Source organism: Achromobacter sp. EB05, assembly GCF_044232075.1.
In the GTDB taxonomy this organism is placed as follows: Bacteria; Pseudomonadota; Gammaproteobacteria; order Burkholderiales; family Burkholderiaceae_B; genus Achromobacter; species Achromobacter dolens.
Window position 1 is genome coordinate 3,070,620 of sequence record NZ_CP155917.1, and the last position, 23,250, is coordinate 3,093,869.

Sequence of the window (23,250 nt, forward strand, 5' to 3'; positions counted from 1 at the left end):
ATTCCAAGGAACCTCCATGGACGCCGCGACCATCAAGGCGCTGGCCCAGCGACTGGACCGGGCCGAACGCAGCCGTACCCAGGTGCGCCAGCTCTCGCTCGAACATCCCGACATCACCATCGCCGACGCCTACGCCATCCAGCGCGAATGGGTGGCGGCCAAGATCGCCGGCGGCCGCCGGCTGGTCGGCCACAAGATCGGCCTGACCTCACGCGCCATGCAACTGTCCTCGCAGATCGACGAGCCCGACTACGGCGCCTTGCTGGACGACATGCTGTTCGACGACGGCGCCGAGATCCCGCACGACCGCTTCATCGTGCCCCGGGTCGAGGTCGAGCTGGCCTTCATCCTGGAGCGCCGGCTCAAGGGGCCGGGCGTGACGCTGTTCGACGTGCTGGACGCGGTGCGCTACGTGATTCCCGCGCTTGAAATCATCGACGCGCGTTCGCACCAGATCGACCCCGACAGCAAGCGGCCGCGCAAGGTCTTCGACACCATCGCCGACAACGCCGCCAATGCCGGCGTGGTGATGGGCGGGCGGCCGGTGCGGGTCGATGCCGTCGACCTGCGCTGGGTCGGCGCCATGATGTCGCGCAACGCCGTGATCGAGGAAACCGGCCTGGCGGCGGGCGTGCTCAATCATCCCGCCAACGGCGTGGTGTGGCTGGCCAACAAGCTGGCCACCCATGAAGTGGCGCTCGAAGCCGGCCAGATCATTTTGAGCGGCTCATTCACGCGGCCCGTGTTTGCCCAGCGGGGCGACACCTTTCACGTGGACTACGGCCGGCTCGGCGCGGTCAGTTGCCGCTTCGCCTGACCACCGGAGGCCTGTCACCGACCGATCCGAGATTTGCCCCGCGCGCCCGCCACACCAAAACCAATGGGCGCGCGGTCCCGACCCCCAAGGAGACAAACCATGACCCTCATCAAGACCTCGCTCTGCCTCGCGGCCGCCTGCCTGTCGCTGGCCGCGAATCCCGCCTCGGCGCAATCGGCCGCCTGGCCCAGCCACGCCATCACGCTGGTGGTGCCGTTCGCCGCCGGCGGCGGCGGCGATACCCTGGCCCGGCTGGTGGCCGAGCCGCTGTCGCGCGAACTCGGGCAGTCCATCATCATTGAGAACCGGCCTGGCGCGGGCGGCAACATCGGCACCGCCATCGTGGCGCGCGCCAATCCCGACGGCTACACGCTGTCGTACGGCACCAACGGCACCCAGGCAACCAATCACTGGCTGTACAAGTCGCCGGGCTATGCGCCGGGTGACTTCGAGCCGGTCTCGCGCTTTACCGTGATCGCGGCGGCGCTGGTGGTCAATGCCAGCGACGAGCGCTTCAAGTCGCTGGCGCAACTGCTGGCCTACGCCAAGTCGCATCCAGGCGAACTGACCTGTGGCTCGGCCGGCAACGGCACCTCGTCGCACCTGGCCTGTGAGCTGCTGAACCAGATGGCGGGGGTCAAGATCATGCACATCCCGTACAAGGGCGGCAGCGCCGCCATGACCGACCTGCTGGGCGGGCGCATCTCGCTGCTGATCGACGTCATGCCGAACGTATCCGGCCAGATCGCTGCGGGCAAGTTGCGCGCGCTGGGCGTGACCACGCCGCAGCGTGTTGCGTCGAATCCGGACATCCCGACCTTGAGCGAGGCCGGCGTCAAAGGCTACGAGTTCTTCGCCTGGGACGGCCTGTACGCGCCCAAGGGCACACCCGCCGCCATCCTCGACAAGCTCAACGCCGCCGTGAACCGGGCGCTGCAGCGGCCCGAGGTGAAACAGGCGCTGGAATCGCGCGGCGCGATCCCGTCGCCGACCTCGCGCCAGTCGCTGGCCGAGTTCGGCGCCGAGGAATACACGCGGCTCGGCAAGGTCGTGAAGACAGCCGGCGCCGCCATCGACTGAACCCGGCGCGCGTGATCCGCGCCGGCCCGGCGCGGGTCTCGCCACAGGGGTGGGGCAGGGCCAGCCGCTGGGGCCGGATTGCCCGGCGCCTATAGCGCTGGCTTGAGCACCATCAGGAAATACACCGCCACCATCGCCAGGAACGCCGGGTAACCCAGCCATTCCCAATAGCGCGCGAAGCGCCAGTAGCGCGCCGGCAGCGCCACGGCGCCGGCCGCGTGGGCGCCGTCCGCCATCTTGGCCATTTCGTACTGCAGCCACACCACCGGCAGCCAGCAGGCGCCGGCCAACAGGTACAGCCCGATCGACACGGCGATCCACGGCGTGGTCCAGTTCCAGCCGGTGGCATGCGCCAGCCACAATCCGGTCAGCGGCTGCGCCACCACGGCGGGCGTGGTGAACCACAGGTCGGCCCGCACCACCAGCTTCGAGACCGCTGCGATGGCCGGCACCGAGCCGGTGCGGTTGGCGAAGAACAGGTAGAACGCGGTGCCGAAACCGGTTCCCACCAGCAGGACGGACGACAGGATGTGCAGGGTCTTGATCGTGAGATAGGCGTTCATGATTGGGTTTCCTCGCTGAGCAGAATGAACAGGAGCGCGATGACGGCGGCGTTTTTCAGCAGCGGACCGAAGGGATGCCACAGGAATTCCGGCAGCGCGATGGCGATCACCGCGGAGTACCCGAGCACCAGCGCGAGTTGCGCGGCCCATAGCCGCCGTCCGGGCCGCCACAGGGTGGCGATGCCCAGCGCGCCGTCCAGCGCCGCGGCCAGGTAGAGGGCCGCCAGGGCCGCCGATCCGTGCAGGCCGACCGGCGCCAGCAGCGCCAGGCTTCCCTCCACCGGATAGACGAAGGCGCTGCACACGGCGGTCCAGAGCCAGATCAGCGCCAGCGCGCCGCGCAGCAGCGCGGGCCGCCAGGCCGCCAGGGCCTGCTGACGCAACGCAGGCGCCTCGGCGGCGGGGATGAAGGTCTCCAGCCCCGCCGGCATCCGTCCCAGCGCCCGCGCCGTGGCGGACGGGTCGGCGCTGTTGCCCGCGCGCAGCATGCGCCAGGTGTCGCGCGTCAGCAGCGAACCGGGCACGCGATCGAGCAGCAGGGCGCTGGCGCTGATCAGCGCGCCGGGCACGGCGAGGGTCCACGCGGCGGGGAACCCCAGCGATTGACGGTAGGTCGCCAGCATGCGCTTGAAGCTGACTTCGGTGCCGCCCGCCAGGTCCAGCACCGCCGGGGCGTCCACCGCGCCGCGCACCAGCCGGACGACGATTTCGGCCAGTTCGTCGACGTGGATCGGCCGCAACGCCTGTCGCCCGCCGGCGGGCAGGACGTGCAAGGGCAGCGACGCCACGGCGCGGAAAAAGCGCGCCGACGCGCCATGCTCGCCATAGACCAACGCCGGCCGCAGGATGTGATGCGCGACCGGCAGGGTGCGCAAATGGTCGTCGGCCGCGCGCTTGCTCTGGAAGTAGGGGGTATCGCCGCGCTGTGCGCCCAGCGCCGACAGTTGCAGCACCTGCCTGACGCCGGCCAGGACCGCGGCGTCGAACAGCGCGATCGGCGCGCGGCGATGGATGCGGTCGAAATCGCGGCCGCCGCCTTCGACCAGGATGCCAACCGCGTTGATGACGACGTGGATGCCGCGCAACCGGTCCACCCAGTCTTCGGGTGTCGTGTCGGAGAGGTAGTCCACGGCGATCTCGTCCTGCCGCCGGGGCTGGCGCACGCCCCTGAGCACCCGGTGGCCATCGCGCGCCAGGGCCTCGCACAACGCCCGGCCGATGAAACCGTTCGCGCCGCATACCAGGATGTTCATGGATTCCGCCCTCCGTGAGCCTGCATCATCGATTCTTTCATTTCTGATATTTCTGTATAGACAGAAATGTGTGGACAAAAAAAGGCGGGATCGAGGTCCCGCCACGTCGTCAGCCCTTGGTGCGCCGCATTGTCTTGCTGATCTTGGCGCCCATGCCAAGCGTCTTCATCAAAGTGTCGGGCTTCAGGCGCAGCATTTCGTCCGACCAGGTGGTGAGAATCTCCAGGAAATCCAGCGTCTCGCGCACGCGCTGGGCGGTGAGCGGGGTCTCGTCGGCCATCTCGGGGCTGGCCAGCGTGTCGCGCAGCATAGTCAGCGTGGGATCGATCTCGCGCTGGCGCCGGCCCTCGACGATCAGCTTGAAAAGCTCCCAGATGTCGGTGGAGGTTTCGAAATGGTCGCGGCGGTCGTCCATGACGTGCACCACTCTGGCCAGGCGCCAGGCCTGCAGTTCCTTGAGGCTGTTGCTGACGTTCGAGCGCGCCACGCCCAGCGTCTCGGCGATTTCCTCGGCGGGCACGGGCCGGCCCAGCAGGTAGAGCAGGGCATGGATCTGCGCCACGGTGCGGTTCACGCCCCAGCGTGAACCCATTTCGCCCCAATGGAGGATGAAGCGTTCGGCGATCGGAGTCAGTTTCATGGGGCCACTGTAGGTATTTCTGTTATTTCTGTCAAGACAGAAATAACAGAAATATCCGTGATCCGCTAAGCTCGCGGCATGAACCAACACGATTACCAAATTGCCTTGCGGCGTGAACTCGATGCCCACTCCGACGCCGCCCTGCGCGTGCTGGCCGGCCTGTTTCCGCGCCTGCCGGAAAAGGCGCGCGAGATCCAGTTCGGCATCTTCCCCGACCAGGACGGCGAGGGCACGTTCTCCGTGGTCATCGGCCTGGACGGGCCCGACCTGTACGTGCTGAACAAGGCCATCGAAGGCCACCGCAACCTGTTTGACGTGGTGCACGGCGAAACCGGCCTGACGCCGCCGGTGCCGATGTTCAGGCGCGATCCCGGCTTCTGCGTGCAGGACGTCATCGCCGACACCGCGGCCGACTGGATCGAGGCCTTGTGGGAGCGGGGCGGCCGGGCGGTTTCACCGCTGCCGGCCTGCATCTATGCGGACGAGGACTACGGCACGACCACGCCGCGCAGCCTGTCGGCGGACGCGGCGCCGGCCCAGCGCTGAGCCGGCCCGCGCGCCGCGAGTCTTGTCGGGACGTGCTTTGTTCAAACGCCCTTGTTCGGAAGCGGCTTGCTCGAACCCGGCTTGGTCGGGCGCGCCTTATTCGGCCTTGGCCTGTGCCAGGGCGCGCTGCACCGCCGGCCGCGCCGCGACCCGCGCCAGGTAGGCGGTCAGCGCCGGAAAGCGCGCCATGTCCACGCCGTCGCCCTCCAGCCAGGTGCCGATGGTGTAGAGATAGGCGTCGGCCACGCTGAAGCGATCGCCCAGCGCCCAGGGCCCGGCTATCTGCGATTCCAGGTACGCGGCCACGGCCGTCATGGTTTCCGGCACCTTGGCGCGCATGGCTTCGTGCGCCGCCGGGTCGTCGGCCCAGCGCGCGCCGCGCCGCTTGTGCGCGTGCGCCACATGGGCGGTGGACGCCAGGTAGCTGTTCAGTTCCTGCAGGCGGGCGAACGCAAACGGGTCGTCCAGCGGCGCCAGCCCCGCCGCCGGGAAGCGCTGCGCCACGAAGGCAAGCAGGGCCGGCGTTTCGGTCAGCACGCCATGCTCGGTGGCCAGCGCCGGCACCCGCCCCTTGGGATTGACGCGCAGGAATTCCGGGCTTTGCTGCTGCCCCGCGCCGAAATCCAGCTTGACGACGTCGAACTCGGCGCCGGCTTCCTGCAAGGCGATGTGGGTGGCCAGGGCACAGGTGCCCGGCGCGGTGTAGAAGGTCCAACGAGACATGGCGTCCTCTTGAGCGGTGGTGACGGGTGGCAAAGCGCAAGGGGTCATTATCGCCATAACCGCCGGCGCCGCCTACGGGAGGTAGCGTCCGCTCAGCGGGCGCGGGCCGCCAGGGGCGTGCGCGCCAGGAAGCGCTCGAACGCCTCCAGGTAGGCCGTCTCGGCCGCGCTCAGCTTGCGCTGCCGGTGCCAGGTCAGGAACACGTCGATCTCGGCCACGCTCTCGTTGGGCGGCAGGCGCCGCAATTCTCCGTTCACCACGTCCGGCACGATCAGGTGCTCGGGCAGGAAGCTCAGGCCGATCCCGGCCACCACCATGCGCCGCACCTCCTCGATGTGCGGCGAGGTGCCGACGATGCGGCCGGTGAAGCCCTGCTGGTCGCGGAAGATGGTCAGCGGCGACAGCGTGTCGCCGATCTGGTCGCTGGCGAAACAGACGAAGTTCTGGTCCATCAGGTCTTCGATGCCCACCCGCGGCCGCGAGAACAGCGGATGGCGCCGGCCGCAGACCACCGCGTAGTGGTGGCGCAGGAACAGCCGGCGCTCCAGCGCCTCGACCGGCTTGCGGCACAGGCACAGGCCCAGCGCCGGCACGCGCTTGGACAGGGCGTCGAGGATGTCGGCGCTGGGCAGCACCTCGATGTGGAATTCGATCCTGGGATGACGCTGGTGGAAGTCGGCCAGGAAGTCGTCGTAGGCCGCGCTTTGGATTCGGCTCATGACCAGCAGTCGCAGCGTGCCCGCGACCTCCTCGCGCTCCTGCGAGGCGGCGGTCTCGATGCGCGCCATGGCGCCGTACATGTCGCGGGCCACGGCGTAGATCTCCTCGCCCAGGCCGGTCAGGCGAAACTCGCCGTTGCGGCGGTGCAGCAGCATGCCGCCCACCGCGTCCTCGAGTCGTTTGAGCGCCTGGCTGACCGCGGGCTGGCTCAGGTGCAGCGCCTGCGCCGCCCGGCCCACGCCGCGCGCCTGCACCACGAACATGAAGGTGCGCAGCAGGTTCCAGTCCATGCGCTCGGGCGCGAGCGACAGGCTGTTGGCAGGGCGGGCGGGGGCAGGGCACATGGCGGCGTGGCGGATTCCGGCGAAAGGACAAGGCCGGTTTCCGTCCGCCATGCCGGTTCCATGTTCAGGTTCCGGCCAGCCCCGCGAAGAAGCGCGCGGCGTTCGATTCCAAGCCCTCGATATAGTAGCCGCCTTCCTGCACGATCAAGGTCGGCAGCTTGAGTGCGGCAACTTCGCGCCCGAGCCGTTCGAAGCCGTCTTCCGACACCGCCACCATGGCTTGCGGGTCTTTCTCGAAGATGTCGAAACCCAGCGACAGCACCAGCGCGTCCGGCTGGAATTGCTCGATCGCGGCGCGCGCCTCGCGCAGGCGGTCGAAGAACACCGACTCGGGCGAACCGTGCGGCATCGGCAGGTTGAGGTTGTAGCCGTAGCCTTCGCCCGCGCCGCGCTCGTCCTCGAAACCCGCGACCACCGGATAGAAATTTTCCGGGTCGCCGTGGATCGACACGTACAGCACGTCGCTGCGTTCGTAGAAGATGTCCTGGATGCCCTGGCCGTGGTGCATGTCGGTGTCCAGGATGGCGACGCGCCCGTAGGTGTCGCGCAGGCGCTGGGCGGCGATGGCGGCGTTGTTCAGGTAGCAGAAGCCGCCGGCCGCGTCGCGGCGCGCATGGTGCCCGGGCGGACGGCAGATGGCGTAGGCGTGGCGGTCGCCGGCCGCGATGCGGTCGGCGCCGGCAATGGCGCATTGCGCCGACCAGTAGGCGGAATGCCAGGTGTGCGGTCCCACCGGGCAACTGCCGTCGGCCAGGTAGCGGGCGGCTTGCGCCAGCACGCCGCGCAGCGCGTTGGGTTCGCGCACGAAGACGTTGGAGACAACTTCGTCGCCCCAATCCTCGGGCAGTTTCTTCCAGTCGGCGTGGGCGTTCTGCAGGAAACGCAGGTAGGCGGGCGTATGCACCGCCTCGAGCGCGGCGCTGCCGTGGTCGGCCGGCGCCTGCACATCGAAGCCCAGGTTGCGCGCCGCCTGCGCCAGCGCGTCCAGGCGCGACGGCACTTCCTGCGGCGTGCGCATCTTGCCGCGCGAGAAATAGGTCTGCGGATGATGCAGTTTCTGATCGTCGTGGAAGTACGCCTTCATGCTTGTCGAGCCTCGGGTTGCAGTTGGACATGACGCTGGCGGCAGGCGCCCAGTGACAGCACGGATACCAGCGAAAGCAGCGAAATCACCGAGAACAGCACGGCCAGCGGCCACCACTGGCCCTTGAAGTTCTCGGCCAGCACCGTGCCCAACATCGGCGTCAGGCCGCCGAAAATGGCGCCCGACAACTGGTAAGCCATGGAAATCCCGGTGTAGCGGATCGCCGTGGGGAAGCTGTCGCTGACAAAGCCGGCGATCACCGCATAATAGGCGCCCATGAACAGTACCGCCACGCCGATGCCCAGCGTGATCGATCCGAGCGAACCCAGGTCCACCAGGTTGAACATGGCGTACGGCGTGAACACCGACACCAGCGCCATCGTCGCCAGAAAGCGCAGATTGCCGACGCGGCTGGCGATATAGGCCGCCAGCGGCGTGATGAAGAACTGCATGATCGACACCACCAGCAGGCAGTCCAGGATCACCGCGCGGTTCAGGCCGACGTACTGGGTCGTGTAGGCGATCATGAAGGTGCTGGTGAAGTAGAACCCGGCGATGCCCAGCACGTTGGCGCCCACGGCCAACGCCAGCAGGCGCGGCGCGCCGGTCAGCACCTGCGTCAGCGGCGCCCGGGCCGGCTTGGCGCGCTTGGCCTGGGCCTGCTTCTCCTCGAGAAAGTCGGGCGACTCGTTGACGCTCAGGCGGATCACGAAGCCCACCACCAGCAGCACCGCCGAGAACAGGAACGGCACGCGCCAGCCCCAGCTCAGGAAGGCGGCATCGTCCAGCCCGGTCACCAGTTTGAACATCAGCATCGACAGGATCAGGCCGGCCGGGCTGCCAAGCTGCGCGAATGAGGCGAAGAAGGTGCGCTTGTTCTTGTCGGGCGAGTGTTCGCCCGCCATCAGCACCGCGCCGCCCCATTCGCCGCCCACCGCAACGCCCTGGACGATGCGCAGCAGCACCAGCAGCACCGGCGCCCAGAAGCCGATCGAGGCATAGGTCGGCAGCAGGCCGATCAGCACCGTCACGGTGCCCATCATCAACAGCGTGATGACCAGCGATTTCTTGCGGCCGATGCGGTCGCCGATGTGGCCGAACAGGGCGCCGCCCAGCGGCCGCGCGAAAAAGCCCACGGCGAAGGTGCCGAAGGCCGCCAGCGTGCCGTAAAAGCCAGTGGCGGACGGAAAGAACAGTTTGCCGAACACCAGCGCGGCGGCGGTGGCGTAGATATAAAAGTCGTACCACTCGATCATCGTGCCGATGAATGCGGCGGTCGACGCGCGCACCGGCTGGTGGCCCGTCTTGGTATTTCCCCTCATGATTTTCTCTCTTGCAGGTTGGTTCAGATTGCTGCGCCAACCGTTATACGCGCGCCCCTGGCATAAGAAAAATTCTGAATTCTTATCCGCGAAATTCAGCGTATTTATGAGTGAAAACCCTAGTATTGAGCGACGATGCGCGCAGAACCGTCCGCGTCCGTCTCGCGCTCCGAGATTGGCGCAGCGGTTCAGCGGGATCGTGGGAGTGCCCCGTACGCCCGGTAAAGCGGGCGGCAGGCATGGACGCGCCTCAGCGCGCCGGCTGCCAGTCGCGCCGGCAATTGGCCAGCGGGCGCAGTTCGTTGGCCGCCGCCAGGCGCAAGGATGGCTTGGCCCCGGCCACGTAGACCAGATTGCGCGACCGCCACACGGCCAGCTCGGCATACGGCACCTGGGCCGACGAAGCGCTGCCGGTACCCCAGAAATCCATGCTCGGCGCATCCAGGCAGGCATCGCCCGCGGCCACGCTGGCCAGCTCGCGGCCAGTGGCCAGGTCCACCGCGCGAAACCGCACGGGCGTCGGCCGCTGGCGCAGCTCGGCGGCGATCACCACCGGCGTGCCGTTGGCGGTCTGGCCCAGGCTGGCCGGCTTGACGGTCTGCACCTCCTGGTCGCGCGGCACCAGCAGGAAGGCCACGCCGTTGTCGATATCCAGCAGGCGGCCGGGTCCCAGCCTCACGGCCTTGAATGGTTCGTGGCGGATCAGCGTGGTCTCGTACCAGCCGTTCTCGTAGCGCGTCCAGCCGGGTTCGCCGGCGTCCAGGAACACCAGGCCCCCGATGCTGTCGCCGTCGCCTTCCTTCTGCACAGGGATGTCGGTGATGCGCAGATCGCCGCCGCCGACATCCAGGTACAGCAGGTTGCCGTGGCCGGAGGTGCGGGTGACGAAGGCCAGCACCCCGTGCGGGTTGATCGGCTTGGCGGGGCCGCAGAAGTAGTCGCGCGCGCGGCGCGGGTCGCCCGCCGGCAGGAAACGCTCGCCCAGCTTGACGCCCTTGCCGCAGAGCGGCTGGCGCTGGTAGGCCAGGGTGTATTGGCTGGCGTTGCGCCGCCTGCCTTCCAGGTAGTCCTGGAAGCCGATGTCGGTTTCTTCGACCCGCAAGCCCTTGTCGTTGTAGATCGTGCGGGCCTGCGACGGGCCGGCCATGGCGGCCAGGGACAGCGACAACAGGACGGCCGCGCAGGGCGTGCGCGGGCGGATCAGGGGATGGCGCATTGTGCTTGTCATCATCGGGTTGCCGATGGGGCACCTTAGCACAATGACGCCGGCGATCCGCCGCGACGGCGTAGCGTAAAAGCGCGGCCGCGATGCGGCTTGCGGGGGTGCCCGCAAGCCGCATCGCGAGCAAAAAAAGCCCTCCGGCGAGGGAGGGCGGGGCGGGCCTTACAGCGCCTGCATTTCCGTGTTGGCATTGCGGCCTGGCGGCGGCGCGCCTGGCTCCCGGGCGGCGGGCGCCACCGGCGTCACGGCCGGCGCGGCGGGCGCGGCATCCTGCACCGGCACTTCCACGTACGGCAGGTGCAGCACCTGGCTCGTCATGGCGCGGATCTGGTTGGTCAGCGCCGGACTGTCGTTGAGCTTCTGGCCGTACGACGGAATGATCTCCTTCAGGCGCGCCTTCCAGCCCGCTTCCATCTGTTGCGGGAAGGCCTTGGCCAGCAGGTTCAGCATGATGGGCGGCGAGGTCGAGGCGCCGGGCGAAGCGCCCAGCAGGGCGGCGATGGTGTTGTCCTTGTCGGTCACCACTTCGGTGCCGAACTGCAGGATCGCGCCTTTCTCCGGATCGCGCTTGATGACCTGCACGCGTTCACCGGCCGTCACCAGGCGCCAGTCTTCGGGCTTGGCCTGCGGGAAGTACTTGAGCAACTGGGCGTGGCGGTCGGCGTCGGTCAGTTGCGCCTGGTCCACCAGGTACTTGACCAGGTCCAGGTTCTCCAGCCCCACGTCCACCATGCTGGCGACGTTGTTGTGGTTGACCGACGAGAACAAGTCGAAGGCCGAGCCCTGCTTGAGGAACTTGGTCGTGGCCAGCGCGAACGGGCCGAACAGCACCACCGGCTTGCCGTCGAGCTTGCGCGCATCCAGGTGCGGCACCGACATCGGCGGCGAATCGGTATCGGCCATGCCGTAGGCCTTGACCTCGTGGCGGCCGGCGATGGCCGGCGCGTCGAAGGCCAGGAACTGGCCGCCCACCGGGAAGCCTGCGTAGTTCTTCGATTCGGGAATGCCGGACAACTGCAGCACCTTGAGCGAGGCGCCGCCCGCGCCGATGAAGACGAAGCGCGACTTCACCGTGCGCTCCTGGTTGGTCTTCAGGTCCTTGACCGTGACGTTCCAGGTCTTGTCGCCGTTCTGGCGCAACGCGGTGACCTCATGCCGCAGTTGCAGCTTGAAGTTGGGGTTGCGCTGCAGGCCCTGGGTCAACTGGTTGGTGATGACGCCGAAGTTCACGTCGGTGCCCAGCGGCATGTAGGTGGCGGCGACCTTCTGGCTCGCGTCGCGGCCTTCCATCAGCAGCGGCGCCCACTGGCGGATCCGCGCCGGGTCGGTGGAATATTCCATGCCATAGAACAGCGGGCTCTTGACCAGGGCATCGCGGCGCTTGCGCAGGTATTCGATGCGGTCATCGCCCCAGACGAAGCTCATGTGGCCGGTCGGGTTGATGAAGTCCGACGGCTGGCCGAGGCGGCCGGTCTTGACCTGGTGCGCCCAGAACTGGCGCGAGATCTCGAACTGCTCGGCGATGTTGATGGCGCGCTTGATGTCGACCGAACCGTCGGGCATCTCGGGGGTGTAGTTCAGCTCGGCGAAACCCGAGTGGCCGGTGCCCGCATTGTTCCAGCCGTTGGAGCTTTCCAGCGCCACGCCGTCCAGCCGTTCGAACAGTTCGACGCGCCAGTCGGGCTGCAATTCCTGCAGGTAGGTGGCGAGCGTCACGCTCATGATGCCGCCGCCGACGAGCACGGCGTCCAGGGGCTTGTCGTTGTCGGCTGCCGGGACCGAACGTTGATGCAGGGGCCAGTACAGGAACAGGGCGGCCGCGACCACCACCGTCACCACCAGGCTGCCCACGATTTTGAGAAACTTTCTCATGGGTATTAGACCTTACGGTTCAAAGGATTATGTTGTTGTCGTTGTAGGCTCTACGGAGAAAAAGGGGCGTGGGCACCTCCGGGGCGATCAAACACGCAAACAGCGATCCACGCGTCCAAGGCGCCAAGCCGGGGCGGGGAAGGTTGCGAACAGGGTTGGGTGGGTGCCTGACGAGCCCCGGCGCCCGGCCAAGCGGCCGGGTATCCCTGGGGCGGGAGCCCGTGTCAGGTCTTGCGTGCAGGCCCAAGACTAGACGAAGCGGCTTCGTCTGGCCGCAATACCCGGGTCGCGGGCATTGGCTTTGGCGCAATACGCATTGCGCCATGATTGTAAACGCATTGGCGCCACGCGTTCGTGGCGCCGGGCCGGTGCGCCTTGGGCGGCGCGGCCCGCGGCCGTCAGCCGGCGACGGGCTGGCTGGTGAGCGGTTTGCGCGCCGTGGCCAGGCGCCACCAGGGCGATCCGGCATGCGGCGCGTTCAGGTCCAGCCGCTCGCCCATTTCCGGAGTGGTCAGCGCCACCCCATGGGCGGCGGCCAGGGTGGCGATGCGCTCGAACGGTTCCTGCCACGCGTGCATGGCCAGGTCGAAGGTGCCATTGTGGATCGGCAGCAGCCAGCGGCCGCGCAGGTCCAGGTGGGCCTGCAGCGTTTCCTCGGGCTGCATGTGCACGAAGGCCCAGCGCTTGTCGTAGGCGCCGGTCTCCATCAATGTCAGGTCGAACGGGCCGTACGCGTCGCCGATGGCCTTGAAGCCGTCGAAGTAGCCGCTGTCGCCGCTGAAGAATACCCGCATGCCGTCGTCGTCGATGACCCACGAGGCCCACAGGCTGCGGTCGCTGTCGGTCAGCCCCCGGCCCGAGAAATGCTGGGCCGGCGTGGCGGTCAGGCGCAGTCCGTCGACTTCGGTGGATTGCCACCAGTCCAGTTGCTCGACCTTGGCGGGGTCGATGCCCCAGGCGATCAACTGGTCGCCCACGCCCAGCGGCGCGATGAAGCGGCCCGTGCGCGCGGCCAGCCGGGTCACGGCGGCACGGTCGAGGTGGTCGTAGTGATTGTGGGACAGGATCACGCCGGCGATCGGCGGCAGGTCGTCCAGGTCGACGGGCGGCGCATGGAAACGCGCCGGGCCGGCCCATTGCACCGGCGAGGCGCGTTTCGAGAACACCGGGTCGGTGAGCCAGAAGCGGCCGCGCAGTTTCAGCAGCAGCGTCGAATGCCCCAACCGGAACAGGCTGCGGTCGGGCGCCGCGCCCAGGTCGGCGCGGGTCAGCGGCCGCACCGGAATCGGCTGGTCGGGCACCGTGCCGGCCGGCTTGCCGAACAGGAAGGCCCAGGTGAGCTTGAGGCCCTGCCAGAATCCGAGCGACGGGCGCGGCCGGGAGTTGTGGAATCGGCCGTCACGATGATGCGTCGGGCCGGCGGGGCCGGACGGCGGGTTGAGGGAAGCGTCGGGCGTCGAGGGAGTCACGGCGGAGTCCTGGCGGGGAAGGGGGAACGGACAGGGCGTCCGTCAAAAAGTATACTGATCAGTGTAATTTCGTTTTCCTTGAAAGTACACCGCAGAGTGTAAAATTTTCGCTATCTTTTCCTTAGGACGTTCCCATGGCAGAAGCTCCACAGCGGCTTACCGACAGGAAGCGCGAGGCCATCCTCAGCGCCGCCGTGGAGGAATTCCGCACGGCGGGCTACGAGGCCACCAGCATGGACCGCATCGCCGCCGCCGCCGGCGTGTCCAAGCGCACCGTCTACAACCACTTTCCCAGCAAGGACGAGCTGTTCGGGCTGATGCTGGAACACCTGTGGAACCGCAGCGTCGCCAACGCCGGCGTGACCTATCGCGCCGACCAGCCGCTGGCTACGCAGTTGCGACACCTGCTGATGCGCAAGCTGGAATTGCTGGGCGACCCCAACTTCATCGACCTGGCGCGCGTCGCCATGGCCGAGATCATCCACACGCCGGAACGGGCCCAGGCCATCGTCTGCCGCATGGGCGCGAAGGAGGGCGGCGAAACCGCCTGGATCCGCGGCGCCATCGCCGACGGCCGCCTGGCCGACGTCGACCCGGAATTCGCCGGCCAGCAATTGCAGGGGCTGATCAAAAGCTTCGCCTTCTGGCCGCAGGTCACGCTGGGGCAGCCGCCGCTAGGCGCGGCCGAGCGCGATCGGGTGGTGGATTCGGCGGTGGCGATGTTCCTGGGGTGCTACGGGCGCGGAGAATGAAGTTGGCCGTGTCCCAATGCAACGTCCTTTGACGCCAGGCCGGCCGCGTGGGTATGGTGTTTCGCAAGTCGTGACCCTATCGACACCCCGAGGAGCAACCCATGCAGATCTATTGGATCCAGGCGCAGGCGCCACGGCGTGTTCTGGCCCTGATCAAGCACCTGGGTATCGAGGCCGAACTCGTCGAGATGGACCTGATGGCGGGCGCGCTGCGACGACCCGACTACGCCGCCATCAATCCCAACATGAAGGCGCCGGCCCTGGTGGACGGCGATTACCGGCTGTGGGAATCGTCGGCGATCATGGCCTACCTGTGCGTCAAGGCCGGCTCGGACATGTGGCCGACCGATGCGCGGGAACAGATCGAGGTGCTGCGCTGGCTGTCGTGGAACGATTGCCACTGGGCACAGGCGGTGTCGCCGTACTACTTCGAGCACATCGTCAAACCCACCTTCGGCATCGGGCCGCCGGACGAGAGCCAACTGGCGGGCAAGGGCAAGGATTTCAACCGGTACGCGGCGGTGCTGGACACGCATCTGCAGCGGCGCGATCACGTCGCGTGCGGCCGGCTGACGATCGCCGACTTCCAACTCGCGTCGATGGCGGCGTACTGGCGAACATCCACCATGCCGATGGCGCCGTTCCCGAACATCGTGCAATGGCTCGATGGCCTGGCGCGCCTGCCGGCATGGGCCGATCCCTGGCCCGATGGACGCGCCGACCCGGCCTGACCTGGCCGGCCGCGGCACGCCTTAGAGGGGTTCGTCGTGGCAAGATCCGGGCCTCTGTTATCGTTGCCGGGGCCGGATCCCCATGCCGCATCCCCAAGACCCCGCCGCCCATCCCAGGGCAGTCCGACGAGGCCTGATCGATTGAAAATCACGAACTATCTGTTTGGCATCATCGTGTCGTTCGCGCTGGCGACGCTGCTGGCCTCGCTTGGCCTGCTCGCCGTCTTCAGCGACAACCTCGGCTGGGGCATGGCGGCGCTGCTGTCGTATGGCATTCTGTACGGCGGCCCGCTGGCCATCGTATTGGCGCTGACCTGGGTCGCGTACCTGGTGCGGGATCGCGGCAAGGTGCCCGGCCGGGTACACGCGTTGCTGTTCCTGCCCTCGCTGCTGGCGCTGCTGATCGTGCCGGTGGACGACACCCTGCGCCGGGCGGGCGCCGACCGTTTCCGCGATGCCAACCCGGCCATCACTGAAAACCACGTCAACTTCAGCGGCCGCACGCTCTGGCTGGACTATCGCGCCGCATCTTCCAACGATGGCGGCGGCTCGCCATACATGGAACCCGCTTCGGCGCAAAACGACCGGTTCTCGCGCTTTCGCCGCTATCCCGGTGCGAACCTGGTGGCGGCTGGCACATTTCCCTACGCCGGCGCGCACCTGAAGCCAGACATCGAGCGCTATGCGTATTCCTCGCAGGATGGCAATGCCGGCGATTCCCTGCCTCTGCGGCGCCTGCCCGCGCCCGATCTGGACAAGCTGCTGCCGGCATTCGCCTACGGCGAGGCGGCGCTGCTGATCTATCAGTACTTCCATTACGCCGACCACGTCGAGGTCGCGCCGACCATCGAGCGCTTTGCCGGCACGACCGAGGAGGCCATGACAGCCGCGCGCCCCCCGGGACTGACGATAGTCAGCCTCGACAACTACACGACGCAGGCAATCGCCCGCCTGGAAATCAATGGCCAGACGCTGGACCTGGGCGGCCAGGCAGCGCGCAGCCAGGCCGGCGAACCCTGCGACCCGGGACGGGGCGGGAGCCCGGCCATGCTGGACCTGGAACAGCCGCTGCGCGTGCGCTGGCAGACGCTGGAAGATCCCTCGCGCTGGCAAGAGGCGAGGGCGGTGGTGCCCACTTTCAGCGCCGCGAGCCAGGCGGATCCCGACAAGGGGCTGCCACGGGTGCGGCTGTATTTCCTGCCGGATGGCTCGGTGGCCGCGGAGCGGTTCCGGGAATTCCGGCTGCGTGGCGGCGAGCTGGCCGTGCGCGCCACGGGTGTGCCGCCGCAAGCGCGAACGGTCGTCGCCTGCGGCGCCGGCGCCTATGCCGGCTACAACCCGCAGACGGTGCGGCTGCTGGGAAATTGAGTCGAGAACGCTTGCATGAGCGCGATGACCGGAGCGATGACGCTTTCACAAAAACAAAGGGGATCCCTTGTTTCTGTACTACCGGATAAGTTTCATTGTGAGCCTGCTGACGCTCGCGGTTTGGGCAATCACCGCCGCCGTCTATGAAGCGCCGCGCCATGGCGACGGCTATGGCCCCGACCCGCTCGGGGTGCTGCTTTACCTGGCGCTGTGGCCGGTCGGCCTGCTGCTGGCGCATTCCGGCTTGCTCGCCTGGGCGATCCGCGCAAGACGGCCCGCGTCGATCCTGCAAGGCCGGCAGGGGATTGCCATCCATCTCGCGCTGGCAGCGGGTTTTCTGGCATGCGCGCTGTACAAGTTCCATCCGGGCTGAGTGTCGTAGCGCGACCGGCGACCGCCAGGAGCGCCGGCTAATATACGGACTCTCGCCGCACTGGGTATCCACCCGGAAGCGTGACCAGCGTCCTTACCTGAATACGGAGCCTGACCTATCAACACGTTTTGGCAATGGGCACACAACCTGCGCAGGCTCGCCGTGCGGCGACCGGCGTGGCGGGCATGCGGCCCGGCATTGCGGCCATTCGGGCTGTCAGCCATCTTGGGATTGACGGCCGCCGGAGCCGCCGCGGCCGGTCTTCCGGACCCGCCCCGGCAGTCCCCGCCGCGCGAGGAACTGTCGGCGGAGCACCAGCGCAGGTTTGCTGAGATCGCGCGCCGCTATGTGGCCGCGCAGGACGAAGGCGAGAAAACCCAGGCCGCGCAGGCATTGGCCGAACAGCTCTGGACGGCGCCGTTTCTCTCGCAACGCCGTCAAGGCGGCGTCGGCCTGTCCGACGCGTTGATACAGGCCATGGCGCGGGACATGGCCGGCAATGTCCCGCAGCCGCGCATGAACGCGGTGGCCAGGATTCTCGCCGTGGCCGACGCGCCTGGACGCGCCGCCATGGCAGGCCCCTTGCTCGCGCATTTGCGGCAGGCGCAGGCGGAGCCGGATCGTGCTTCAACTCGGACGGCGCTATGGACCGCGACTCGAGGGGCGTCCGAGACCGTTTTTCAGGCCATCCGCGACACGCGGGATGAAAGAACGCTGGGAGATCTGGCGCAGATCGCCGCAGGCCTGGCCTTGCCGGACGACGTGCGCCTGAAACTCGATGCCGCCAGCGCGGCATCAACATCGCCCGCTGTCCGCATCCAGATCGCCCAGACGCTGGGGCCAGGGTCCACAGGCTATCGCGATATCGTGCGCGAGCTGATCTTGGCACTGGAAAGGGCTCCCTCCGATGAAGCGCGTGAACACCTCATCGTCACGCTCGGCGGCTTTCCCAAGCCCGATGACGCCATCGCACAGGCGATGATCGATGCCGTATCGCGCTCCAACACGTCCTCCAGGGTCACGTGGCGCACGCTCGCGCAGAGCGGCCCGGCCGGGCTGCTGTATCTTGCGGGCTCGATCAAAGGGGAGGCCGACGCCACACGGCTCGTGGACAAGGCGACGATGATGGCGGCGGTGGTGGGTGAATCTTGGCCTTTGCCGGCTGAAATTGCATCGGCGGTGATCGAGGCGGCGATCGACGCGCGGCTGCGCAGTGACGATCCGATGCTGCGGTCATCCGTGCAGGCAATGCTGCTTCGGACGGGCCAGGCCGCCGTCGCACCGCTGCGGCAGGCGCTCGACCACGCCGCGCCTGGCCAGGCGCGCGATGACCTGGCGGCCGCGCTGGTCGGGCTGCAGGGACGGTGATCACCTCAGTTCAAAATAGGGGCGCGGCGATTCCTGCTTGATAAAGGTCAACAAGCCTTGCTCGGCAGTTGCGCGAAAGGCGTGGTGCGCGCCGCCTCGGTGCCGGTGTTGCTGGTTCGAGCGGCCTGAACTCGGCGGTCCGAGGAGATAATCTTACTTTACATAATATACATTATGCGTATTACGACGAGACCCACAGCGGCGTGCATTCCCATCCCGTCCAACCGCCGCGCCTTTCCCGATTTCAAGCCTCGATCACCGAAAAATACGGCGCCTGCGCCAGTTCCTGCCTTGCGATACGAACCACGGCGTCCAGCCCGGCCATGTCGGCCACCCGCGGATATGCCGCGCACAATCGCAGCGGAGCGAACGGCCGCTCCTGTTCGTAGCGCACCACGGTGCCTCTGGCCAGCGCGTCGGCCATCACGCTGACCGGCAGCGCACTCATGCCGACGCCGGCGGTTATCAGTCCGACGATGATGGCCACGCTTGTGCAGGTGCTGAATTCCGGCAATGGCGTGCGTTCCTGGCTGCACCAGGCGGCCACTACCTGGTGCAGCGGCGACGGCGGCGGCACCACGAATAATTTCTGCGCGGCCAGGTCCACTGCCCGCAACCGCGGGCGCGGGTCCAGCCCGATCCAGGCCACCTCGGCCCAGGCCAGCGGTTCGACCTGCAAATGATGGCTGACGCCGGCGTCGATGAGAAAGGCGATATCGAGCTGGTTGGTGTTCAGGCGCTCGCTGAGCACCAGGCTGTTGGCGATGGTCAGTTCGACCTGCAGGCGCGGATAGCGCTGTTCGAGTTGCCGGACGATGGCCGGCAGGCACGCCATCGCCATGGTTTCCGACGCGCCCACCCGCAGCCGGCCCTGTAAGGGGTCGCCGGTGCGCAGGCGGGTTTCCAGTTCATCGAGCACGCCGACCGCCTGCTCGGCGTAGCGCCGCGCCAGCACCCCTTCCGCTGTCAGCACTGCTCGCCTGCCCTCGCGCTCGAACAGGCGTACGCCCAGCGCCGATTCCAGTTCGCGGATGCGCAGGGAAATGGTCGGCTGGGTCACATTCATGTGCTCGGCGGCCGCCTGGAAGGAACCCAGCCGGGCGATCGCCAGCAGGGCCTCCATCTGGGGAATGGAAAATCGTCTCATCAGGAAATTTTATACATAACCGCCAGGAACTTTAATTAGAAGAAAGTAAATCCTATTGATAGGATGCCGTGCATGACACCCCCGCTCAATCTTCCCGCTGGCGCCGCGGACTGCCACGCCCACGTCCTGCGCACCGATCTGCCTCTGGTTGCCGGCCGCCATTCGGCGCCCTTGCACAATGCCGAAGTCGATGAGTACCTGCGAGTCCTGGACGCCCACGGCATCCGCTATGGCGTCCTGACCGCGCCCAGCTTCTACGGCAGCGACAACGGCCTGTTGCTGCGGTCATTGCAGGTCGCGGGCGGCCGCCTGCGCGGCACCGCCCTCGTCGAGCCGGAGATCGGCGACGCGGAGCTGGACATGCTGTACGCCCATGGCGTGCGCGGCGTGCGCCTGAACTGGTTGCGCCGCCGGCCCCTGCCAGACAGCGGCAGCCGCGCCTACCGCGCCCTTTATCCAAGGTTGCGCGAGCGCGGCATGCACGTCGAGGTCTATGTCGAAGGCGAGCATCTGGCCGCGGTGCTCCCTCCGATCCTGGCCAGCGGCGTGCGGCTGGTCCTGGACCATTTTGGCGGCCTGACGCCGGGATTTCCGACGCTGGGCCTGTTGCGCGAAGCGCTTGCCCAGGGCCAGACCTGGATCAAGCTGTCCGCGCCCTACCGTCTGGCGGGCCAGGATGCGGCGGCGTTGAGCGCCCTGCTGCTGCGCGAAGCCGGCGCGCAGCGCCTGCTCTGGGGCACGGATTGGCCGTGGGTATCGCACGAGAGCGAGGTCGACTACGGGCGCTGCCTGGACTGGCTGGGCGATTGGCTGCCCGACCCGGGCCCGCGCGACATCATCCTGCGCGATACCCCAAAGCTGCTGTTCGATTTTGAAGGCTGATTTTTCCCATAACAATCAACGACCCGTGGCGCCGGCTTTCAGGCGGCGCCACCTCAGGAGACCGCCATGCCCCGTTTTTCCTTCACCGCCCGGGCGTTTGCCCTGGCCCTTGGCTCGCTGATCGCGGGCGGCGCCCTTGCCGCCGAGCCGATCCGCCTGATCGTTCCCACCACGGCGGGAGGCGGCACCGACGGCTTCTTCCGCATGTTGGCCAAGGACGCCGAACCGCATCTGGGCGCGCCGGTGGTGGTGGTCAACGTGGGCGGCGCCGGCGGCAGCATCGGCGTCACGCAGATGGTGCGCGCCGCGCCCGACGGCAACACGATCGCCGGGGTCTGGCTGGGGCCGGTGACGGTGGCGCCGCACACCACGCCGGTTTCCTACACGCCCAAGGACTACATTGCCGTTGCCCAGTTGACCAGCGCGCCCTACGTCATGTGCGTGCAGCACGACTTCGCCGCGGACGACGGCAAGCAACTGATGCAGTTGCTGCGCAAGGCGCCGAATCGCTATACATTCGGCACCGATGGCGCGGGCGGCCCGGGACAGTTGGCCGCGCAACGGATCTTCAACCGCCAGGACATCCATCAACGCGACATTCCCTACAAAGGGGCTGGCGACACCCTGCTGGCGTTGCTGGGCGGGCACATCGACATGTATGTGGGATCCATTCCCCCGGTGCTGCCCTACGTGAAGAGCGGCAAGGTCAAATGCCTCCAATTGACCTCGGCCGACAAAGTAGCGGCGCTGCCGCAAGCCACCAGCCTGAACGAACTGGGCCTGGGCGAGGAACAGACGCTGCTGTGGCGCGGCATTCTGGCGCCCAGGAATACGCCGCCCGAGCGCGTGCGGGCGCTGGAGCGGGCATTCACCGCCGCGGCGCAATCCGCGGCGACGCGCAGTTTTGTCGAGGATGCGGGCGAACAGATCGCCATCGTGACGGGCGACGCCTTCCGCGCGCAGATCGAGCGGGAGTATGCCGCACTGGGCAAGGTCGCCGAAGGGCTCAAGCTGTCGTCGAAATGAGTCAAGCGCCCGCGCGCAACCACCGCCACAGCGTGGTCGGGCTGATTCCCAACTGTTCGCAGGCCTTGCGCCGGTCGCCGCCGCAGCGGGTCAGCACCTCGCGCACATGCGCCGCCTGCTGGCGCCGGCCGTGCGAGGCCAGGTCGCCCGGCTCCGAGCGGGCGGCGCCTCGCGTCAGTTCCGGCGCCACGTCGGCCAGGATGCGCCGCACTTCCGGGTCGAGCGGTGTCTCGGGCATTTCCGCCAGGAACACCGCCAGGCGTTCCAGCACGTTCTCCAGTTCGCGGATGTTGCCAGGCCAGTCGTGCGCCAGCAACGCGTCGCGCAAGGCTTCGGGCAACGGCGGCTCGCCGGCCAGGCCCAGGTTCTGCCGCACCCGCTGGTACAGGTGCTGCGCCAGCAGCCAGATGTCGTCGCGGCGCTCGCGCAGTGTCGGCATGTCGATGCGCAGGATGTTCAGGCGGAAAAAGAGATCCTGGCGGAACGCGCCGGCCGCCACCATGGCCGCCAGGTCGCGATGAGTGGCAGCCATGATGCGCACATTGACGGGCACCGGTTCGCTGCCGCCCACGGGCATCACCTGCCGCTCCTGCAGCACGCGCAGCAGGCGGATCTGCAACGCCGGCGGCATGTCGCCGATCTCGTCCAGGAACAGCGTGCCGTTGTGGGCCGCCTCGAACAGCCCGGGCTTGCCGCCGCGGCGCGCGCCGCTGAAGGCGCCGTCCTCGTAGCCGAACAGCTCGCTTTCCAGCAGGGTTTCGGGCAGCGAGGCGCAGTTGACCGCGATGAAGGGGAAATGATGGCGCGCGCTGGCCTGGTGGATGCCCTGGGCCATGACTTCCTTGCCGGTGCCGCTTTCGCCACCGATCAGCACGGTCGAATCGACCCGGGCGTAGCGCAGGCCGAGCATGCGGGCCTTTGCCAACGGGGCGGACTGGCCGTGCAGGTCGTCCAGCGTGTAGCGCACGGTGCGCACTGGGGTGCGGGCCCGCGTGCGCAGGCTGCGGTCGGCGCGGTGGATGGCGCCGGCTTCCTGCAAGGTCAGCACCGCGCCCGACAGGCCGGCGCCGCTGGCCAGCGGAATGCGGTTCACCACCACCATCTTGCCGCCGAGCCGATGCACCGATTCGGCTTCGCGCTTGCCTGTGCGCAGCACCTCGTCCAGCGACAGCGCCGGCGATATTTCCTCCAGCCGCCGTCCGGCCAGGCCGGCGGCGGTGATGCCCAGCAGGCGTTCGACGGCGGGATTGAGCGCCTGCACGCGGCCGGCGGCGTCGACGGCGGCCACGCCCTCGTCGAGATTGGCCAGCACGGCGTTCAGGTAGTCGCGCCGGCCCGACTCGACGCGTTGCAGGCGCGTGATCTCGATGGCGTCCTCGATGCACGCGGCCACCGTGGCCAGCGAATACACCAGCACGCCGGCCAGCCCCATGCGCTCGGCGTAGTCGACGATCAGGCCCGAACCGACCAGGACCTCGATGCCTTCGTCCTTGAGCTGCTTGGCCTGCGCCAGCGCGTCGTCCTGGTCGCGGTAAGTGCGCACCAGGATGTCGACGGCGAAGGTCTGCATGAAGGTCTGCAGCTCGGGATACTGCGCGTGCTGGCCCAGCAGGGCCACGCGCGGCGAGATCCGGCGTGCGGTGGCCAGCGCGTTCATGACCTCGAAGCCGCTGATCTTGACCTGCACCACCGGCACCGTGACGTGGCGCCGCAGATAGCTGCCGTTCAGGCCGGCGGCCACCACCACGTCGACGCGGCCCTGGCGCGCGGCCTCGTTGATGACGCTGGCGGCCGCGTCGAAACCGGCCTCGATCAGCTTGAATTCGCCGCGCTGGGCATAACTGGGCAGGATCTGGGCGAAGGTGCGGGCGATGCGCGCCACGCCCACGGCCCAGATGCGCGGCAGCGCCGCCAGGTCGGATTCCACGGGCGTCGGGACAGTCAGCAT

22 protein-coding genes are annotated in these 23,250 nt (G+C 67.9%); 10 read left to right on the forward strand and 12 right to left on the reverse strand.

The annotated features are described in order from the left end of the window. The first annotated feature begins 16 nt into the window (after positions 1–16). A complete protein-coding gene (hpaH, locus tag AAID08_RS14100) occupies positions 17–817 on the forward strand; it encodes a 2-oxo-hept-4-ene-1,7-dioate hydratase (RefSeq protein ID WP_395757818.1) in 801 nt (266 codons plus the stop codon). Positions 818–916: 99 nt separating this feature from the next. After that, positions 917–1,897, forward strand: coding sequence for a Bug family tripartite tricarboxylate transporter substrate binding protein (locus AAID08_RS14105; RefSeq protein WP_395757768.1), 981 nt, complete (start codon positions 917–919; stop codon positions 1,895–1,897). Between the two features lie 89 nt (positions 1,898–1,986). Here the strand turns inward: AAID08_RS14105 and AAID08_RS14110 are convergent, their stop codons facing one another. From AAID08_RS14110 to AAID08_RS14120, 3 genes are all read right to left on the reverse strand, one after another. Next, positions 1,987–2,460, reverse strand: coding sequence for a DUF2269 family protein (locus AAID08_RS14110; protein ID WP_395757769.1), 474 nt, complete (start codon positions 2,458–2,460; stop codon positions 1,987–1,989). Then, on the reverse strand, positions 2,457–3,713 hold the full coding sequence (locus AAID08_RS14115) for an SDR family oxidoreductase (protein WP_343718853.1): 1,257 nt from the start codon (positions 3,711–3,713) through the stop codon (positions 2,457–2,459). Before AAID08_RS14115 ends, AAID08_RS14110 begins: the two co-directional genes overlap by 4 nt. A gap of 109 nt (positions 3,714–3,822) precedes the next feature. Continuing rightward, positions 3,823–4,353: a GbsR/MarR family transcriptional regulator gene (locus AAID08_RS14120; protein WP_395757770.1), complete on the reverse strand. Its 531-nt coding sequence runs from the start codon at positions 4,351–4,353 to the stop codon at positions 3,823–3,825. A gap of 78 nt (positions 4,354–4,431) precedes the next feature. Here AAID08_RS14120 and AAID08_RS14125 point away from each other — a divergent pair, with 78 nt between their 5' ends. Next, on the forward strand, positions 4,432–4,899 hold the full coding sequence (locus AAID08_RS14125; RefSeq protein ID WP_175167819.1) for a DUF6389 family protein: 468 nt from the start codon (positions 4,432–4,434) through the stop codon (positions 4,897–4,899). Between the two features lie 96 nt (positions 4,900–4,995). Here AAID08_RS14125 and AAID08_RS14130 read toward each other — a convergent pair whose 3' ends face one another. The 7 genes from AAID08_RS14130 to AAID08_RS14160 form a co-directional block, all read right to left on the reverse strand. Beyond that, a complete protein-coding gene (locus AAID08_RS14130) occupies positions 4,996–5,622 on the reverse strand; it encodes a glutathione S-transferase family protein (protein WP_054502494.1) in 627 nt (208 codons plus the stop codon). A 92-nt stretch (positions 5,623–5,714) separates the two neighbouring features. Beyond that, complete coding sequence (locus AAID08_RS14135; RefSeq protein WP_054502493.1) at positions 5,715–6,686, reverse strand: LysR family transcriptional regulator; 972 nt, start codon at positions 6,684–6,686, stop codon at positions 5,715–5,717. A gap of 64 nt (positions 6,687–6,750) precedes the next feature. Continuing rightward, complete coding sequence (locus AAID08_RS14140) at positions 6,751–7,770, reverse strand: histone deacetylase family protein (RefSeq protein WP_064523824.1); 1,020 nt, start codon at positions 7,768–7,770, stop codon at positions 6,751–6,753. Next, entirely contained in the window at positions 7,767–9,092 is a 1,326-nt protein-coding gene (locus AAID08_RS14145) for an MFS transporter (protein ID WP_054502491.1), read from the reverse strand. Before AAID08_RS14145 ends, AAID08_RS14140 begins: the two co-directional genes overlap by 4 nt. A gap of 250 nt (positions 9,093–9,342) precedes the next feature. Next, positions 9,343–10,323, reverse strand: coding sequence for a hypothetical protein (locus AAID08_RS14150; protein WP_231132884.1), 981 nt, complete (start codon positions 10,321–10,323; stop codon positions 9,343–9,345). Positions 10,324–10,476: 153 nt separating this feature from the next. Further along, a complete protein-coding gene (gene mqo / locus AAID08_RS14155) occupies positions 10,477–12,186 on the reverse strand; it encodes a malate dehydrogenase (quinone) (protein WP_395757771.1) in 1,710 nt (569 codons plus the stop codon). Between the two features lie 398 nt (positions 12,187–12,584). Next, positions 12,585–13,655, reverse strand: coding sequence for an MBL fold metallo-hydrolase (locus tag AAID08_RS14160; protein WP_372413359.1), 1,071 nt, complete (start codon positions 13,653–13,655; stop codon positions 12,585–12,587). Positions 13,656–13,789: 134 nt separating this feature from the next. On the opposite strand from AAID08_RS14160, the gene AAID08_RS14165 reads away from it, so the two are divergent. From AAID08_RS14165 to AAID08_RS14185, 5 genes are all read left to right on the forward strand, one after another. Beyond that, complete coding sequence (locus AAID08_RS14165) at positions 13,790–14,407, forward strand: TetR/AcrR family transcriptional regulator (RefSeq protein ID WP_343718856.1); 618 nt, start codon at positions 13,790–13,792, stop codon at positions 14,405–14,407. 101 nt (positions 14,408–14,508) lie between these two features. Further along, complete coding sequence (locus AAID08_RS14170; protein WP_395757772.1) at positions 14,509–15,138, forward strand: glutathione S-transferase family protein; 630 nt, start codon at positions 14,509–14,511, stop codon at positions 15,136–15,138. A gap of 141 nt (positions 15,139–15,279) precedes the next feature. Continuing rightward, on the forward strand, positions 15,280–16,506 hold the full coding sequence (locus AAID08_RS14175; RefSeq protein WP_395757773.1) for a hypothetical protein: 1,227 nt from the start codon (positions 15,280–15,282) through the stop codon (positions 16,504–16,506). Positions 16,507–16,573: 67 nt separating this feature from the next. Further along, positions 16,574–16,879 (forward strand): hypothetical protein, encoded by a 306-nt coding sequence (locus tag AAID08_RS14180; protein ID WP_175167813.1) that lies wholly within the window; start codon positions 16,574–16,576, stop codon positions 16,877–16,879. Positions 16,880–17,110: 231 nt separating this feature from the next. Beyond that, positions 17,111–18,247, forward strand: a complete 1,137-nt coding sequence (locus AAID08_RS14185) for a hypothetical protein (RefSeq protein WP_395757774.1) — start codon at positions 17,111–17,113, stop codon at positions 18,245–18,247. A 244-nt stretch (positions 18,248–18,491) separates the two neighbouring features. Here AAID08_RS14185 and AAID08_RS14190 read toward each other — a convergent pair whose 3' ends face one another. Then, on the reverse strand, positions 18,492–19,394 hold the full coding sequence (locus AAID08_RS14190; RefSeq protein WP_081273488.1) for a LysR family transcriptional regulator: 903 nt from the start codon (positions 19,392–19,394) through the stop codon (positions 18,492–18,494). 72 nt (positions 19,395–19,466) lie between these two features. Here AAID08_RS14190 and AAID08_RS14195 point away from each other — a divergent pair, with 72 nt between their 5' ends. Both AAID08_RS14195 and AAID08_RS14200 read left to right on the forward strand, forming a co-directional pair. Next, positions 19,467–20,276, forward strand: coding sequence for an amidohydrolase (locus AAID08_RS14195; RefSeq protein WP_054502481.1), 810 nt, complete (start codon positions 19,467–19,469; stop codon positions 20,274–20,276). Between the two features lie 66 nt (positions 20,277–20,342). Continuing rightward, on the forward strand, positions 20,343–21,302 hold the full coding sequence (locus AAID08_RS14200) for a tripartite tricarboxylate transporter substrate binding protein (RefSeq protein WP_054502480.1): 960 nt from the start codon (positions 20,343–20,345) through the stop codon (positions 21,300–21,302). Between the two features lies 1 nt (position 21,303). Here the strand turns inward: AAID08_RS14200 and prpR are convergent, their stop codons facing one another. Next, positions 21,304–23,250, reverse strand: a complete 1,947-nt coding sequence (gene prpR, locus AAID08_RS14205) for a propionate catabolism operon regulatory protein PrpR (RefSeq protein WP_395757775.1) — start codon at positions 23,248–23,250, stop codon at positions 21,304–21,306.